The 3891-nt window shown below is 68.6% G+C and carries 5 protein-coding genes; 4 read left to right on the top strand and 1 reads right to left on the bottom strand.

Annotated features, from left to right (window positions below; all coding sequences use genetic code 11):
- From FV223_RS22285 to FV223_RS22270, 4 genes are all read left to right on the top strand, one after another.
- Positions 1-348: FCD domain-containing protein (locus FV223_RS22285; RefSeq protein WP_147729040.1), on the top strand; the 348-nt coding region annotated here is incomplete at its 5' end.
- 308 nt (positions 349-656) lie between these two features.
- Positions 657-1748 carry a pilus assembly protein TadG-related protein gene (locus tag FV223_RS22280; protein ID WP_147729039.1) on the top strand — a complete coding sequence of 364 codons (1092 nt, stop codon included), beginning with the start codon at positions 657-659 and terminating at the stop codon, positions 1746-1748.
- 11 nt (positions 1749-1759) lie between these two features.
- Positions 1760-2428 (top strand): TadE/TadG family type IV pilus assembly protein, encoded by a 669-nt coding sequence (locus FV223_RS22275; RefSeq protein ID WP_147729038.1) that lies wholly within the window; start codon positions 1760-1762, stop codon positions 2426-2428.
- Between the two features lie 16 nt (positions 2429-2444).
- Positions 2445-3077 (top strand): TadE/TadG family type IV pilus assembly protein, encoded by a 633-nt coding sequence (locus FV223_RS22270; protein ID WP_147729037.1) that lies wholly within the window; start codon positions 2445-2447, stop codon positions 3075-3077.
- A gap of 79 nt (positions 3078-3156) precedes the next feature.
- Here the strand turns inward: FV223_RS22270 and FV223_RS22265 are convergent, their stop codons facing one another.
- A complete protein-coding gene (locus tag FV223_RS22265; protein WP_187274848.1) occupies positions 3157-3774 on the bottom strand; it encodes a YqgE/AlgH family protein in 618 nt (205 codons plus the stop codon).
- Between the last annotated feature and the right edge of the window lie 117 nt (positions 3775-3891).

Here is a 3891-nt window from a genome sequence, read left to right as displayed (position 1 = left end):
GCGAGCCGCGCCGCCACCACCGCGATGGCCGAGGCCCGGGCGGCGGGCGACCACGCGGCCTGGGGCCATGCCGACGAGGATTTCCACCGCACCCTGGTCGAGCGCGCCGGCAATGGCCGCATGATCCGGATCAACCAGACGATCAACGACCAGTCGCACCGCGCCCGCATGCTGACGCTCAAGCTGCGCCGGGAGCTCGGAGCCTCGGTCGCCGAGCACGAGCGGATCGTCGCGGCGATCCGCCTCGGCGACGCCGCCGCGGCCCAGGAGCGCGCGCAGAGCCACCGCCTGCGCGCCCGCGACGAGCTGCTTCCGCTGCTCGAGAGCTTCGGGCTGAAGCACCTCTGACCCGAATGCGGCCGTGTCCCGGCGCCGTTCGGTCCCGCCGGGGACGGAGGCGGCGGTGGACGCCCGGTCTCACGCCGTCCTTCGCGCCACCGCCGGCCCCTCGTTTCGGCGCGGAAACGATGAGATCGGGACGCGTTGCTGTGCGTTAAGCGCTTTTTTACGGTCTTCGGAAAATCGAACCGAGCAATGACGCCTCATGGACGGTCGTTCGCGCGGAACAACTTCACGTTAAATATTGCGGTTCTATACATGCACCGTGGATTGCAGGCTCGGTGATCTCGGGCCTGGGTTGCGTGTGGAGATGTCGGATGCGTCGGGCCGTGTCGCGCGCGAGACCAGCGCTGGCTCGAAACCAGAGCGGCAACGTCGTCGTGATCTTCGCCCTGAGCCTGCCGTTGCTGCTCGGCGCCGGCGGGCTCGCGATCGACTACGGCAATGCCGTCCGCATCCGCGCCGTCGCGGCCAGCGTCGCGGACGCGACCGCGCTCCTCGTCGCCAACGCCGATACGGTCGCGGCGGCGGCCGAGGGTTTCCGCCTCGCCAACGCCCAGCTCACGTCCCGCCTCGGCACGGCCAATGCGGCGAACGGCTATCAGATCAACGGCACCTGGATCGACGGCGCGAACTATCGCGTGACCATCTCGACGACGCTTCGGACGAGCCTGCTGCACCTGCTGCCCGGCATGCCGCGCCAGATCACCGTCGCGACCGCGACCACGGTCAACCGCGTCGCCCCCGTCTACGAGACGGCTCCGCCGACGGTGAGCCAGCTGTCTCCCGATGCCGCCGACTACAATCGGATCTACATCTACTGCTATTCGTCCGACCCGGCCCGGCAGGCCTCCGCCGACAAGGGCCGCACGATCCCGGTGCCGATCGCCGACAACGCGACGCCGCCGTCGGACTATTCCAAGTACAAGGCCCCGACCTGCGGCGCCAACGAGGCGCCGTCCTACATGCTGCGGAACGTCCGGAACGGGCGCAGCAACAAGTCCGCCTGGGACGACCCCAATCAAGAGGTGTATCAATACTACACCGATACGATGATCGACACCGGACTGCGCGTTCAGACGATGGGCATGAAGGGCTATCGCGTCAATTCCAACGGCAGCATGACCACGGTCAACATGGTCTCGAACCCGATCCTCGAGACGATCGTCTGCGACAACCTGAGCCAATGCCGGAACAAGTCCAACGGCGGCATCCTGCCGAACAACAACACCACCCATACGCCGGCGACCTCCACCGCGAGCTGCAGCGAAGGGAAGTACATGTATTACGGGTGGGAGGATCGGCCGCCGAGCGCGGGAAGCGATCGCGACTACGACGACATCCGCATCGTCGTCTCCTGCCCAACCACGACGAAAGTCTCCGACAAGAAGCTCCGGATCGTGGAATAGGCGTTGTGTTCATGAACGCCCGCCCGACCCGTGAACCCCCTCCCCTGAGCCCGGGAATTGTCGTCGATCCGATCCGCCATCCTCGTCATCGGCAGCGGAAGACCGGCCCGGCCCTGCGTCGCTTCCCGGCGGCGCGCGATGGAGCCAGCGCCGTCGAGTTCGCGCTGGTCGCGATGCCGTTCATCGCCCTGCTGGCCATGGTCCTGCAAACGGCCCTGCTGATCTGGGCCTCGCGCGATCTTGACGATGCGCTGCAACGCGCCGGGCGGACGATCTACACGGGAGAATTCCAGACCTCGAACGCGGGTCAGAGCGACGCCGGCACCCTGCTCGCCGCCATGAAGACCGCGATCTGCGGCACCACCGCATCGCGCGTCGTCACCGTGTTCGATTGCGACACCCTGAAGCTCGACGTGGCCTTGGGCAGCTCGTTCGCCGGCAGCACGATCCCGACCCCGTTGGACACAAAGACGCGCGACTGGTCCAAGGGCTTCGGCTCGAACTATGCGTGCGCGCAGCCCGGATCGATCGTCGTCGTCACCGCGGCCGTCAAGCAACGCGTCGCGTTCGGCTTCCTCTACGCGAGCCTGCCGAGCTTCGGCGACGGCTCGCGCCTGCTTCAATCCACGGCGGTGTTTCGAACCGAACCCTATGACACGTCTTCCAGCAAGAGCTGCTAGGCCGAGGAACCGGGCGATGCTGCGGACGGCCGATCGGCCGGCATCGTCCTCCGCCTTCGGATCCGATGCCCGCGGCGTCTCGGCGATCGAGTTCGCGCTCGTTCTTCCGATCCTGCTGACGATCTCGCTCGGCATCTCGGAATTCGCGCGTGCGATCGACCATTACCGGAAGGTCACGCTCCTGGCGCGGACGGTCGCGGATCTCACCGCGCAGGGCGACGCCGCGACACCGATGGCGACCGCCACGATGACCGACATACTGGCCTCGGCCAAGCTCGTCCTCACGCCCTATGCCAGCGGCTCGGCCAGCATCGTGGTCAGCGCGCTCGGCGTGTACGCCGACGGCGGCGGCCAGCGTCCCAAGGTCTGCTCCAGCTACGCCACGAGCAACGGCACGGCCCGCGGGCTCGGGACGGCGGCCGACCTCACCGTTCCCGACGGCTTCCAGATCGGCGGCATGCGCTACGTGCTGGCCGAGGTGAGCGTTCCCTACGCGCCGCTGCTCGGCAGCAACCTGATCCGCTTCGTCGGCGGGGCCAACAACCAGTTCACGTTCAAGGCCAACGTGCCCTGGCCGGTCCGCGGCGGCCAGCCCGCCAAGTCGACCTACAACGAGGTCGTCATGCCCGGCGGCAAAGCCTGCACCTGACGAGGCTTGCACCTGAGCGCGCCTCGCCGATCTGCAAGGCGCGCGACAGCCGGCCCTTCGCGCGGGCGGGACCGCGCCGTCAGGCCCGGCCCATGCTGACCGAGAGCATCGCCGGGTCGATGCCGTTGCCGCGCAGCGCCCGGTCGTACTTTCCGGCGAGGTCGGCGTGGAAGATCAGGTCCGGGTCGGCCGGGCAGTTGAGCCAGCCGTTGGCCATGATCTCGCTCTCGAGCTGGCCCGCCTGCCAGCCGGCATAGCCGAGCGCCAGCACGGCGCTGGCCGGCCCGTCCCCCGCCGCGATCGCGCGCAGGATCTCGACGGTGGCGGTGAGGCAGATGCCGTCGTCGATGATCAGCGTCGACTGGTCGATGTGGAAGTCGTCGGTGTGGAGCACGAAGCCGCGCTTGCCCTCGACCGGGCCGCCCATCAGCACCGGCATGTGGCCGACCCGCTCGCGCAGGCGGATCGCGTCGGCCTCGCCCGCCACGTCGAGCTGCACCAGGAGGTCGGGCATCGACAGGTCGGTCACCGGCTTGTTGACGATGATGCCCATCGCGCCGTCGGCGGAGTGCGCGCAGACGTAGATGACGGAGCGGGCGAAGCGCGCATCCGTCATCCCCGGCATCGCCACGAGGAACTGGCCGTCGAGGTAGGCGGGATCGCCGGAATCGGGCATCGGTATCGAAGGCCTGGGCATCCGCGCATGCTACGCTCCGCCCCCCCGATGTCCAGCGGACAAAACGCCGTGCGGGTGTCGCCGGTCACGCGGGCGGGTCGCGCTCCGGCGTCGCCCGGTCCGGCAGCGCTCCCCGCC

It is taken from the genome of Methylobacterium sp. WL116, assembly GCF_008039455.1.
Taxonomy (GTDB): domain Bacteria; phylum Pseudomonadota; class Alphaproteobacteria; order Rhizobiales; family Beijerinckiaceae; genus Methylobacterium.
Note: the sequence above shows the minus strand (reverse complement) of the source record. Positions and strands in the feature narration are given on the sequence as shown.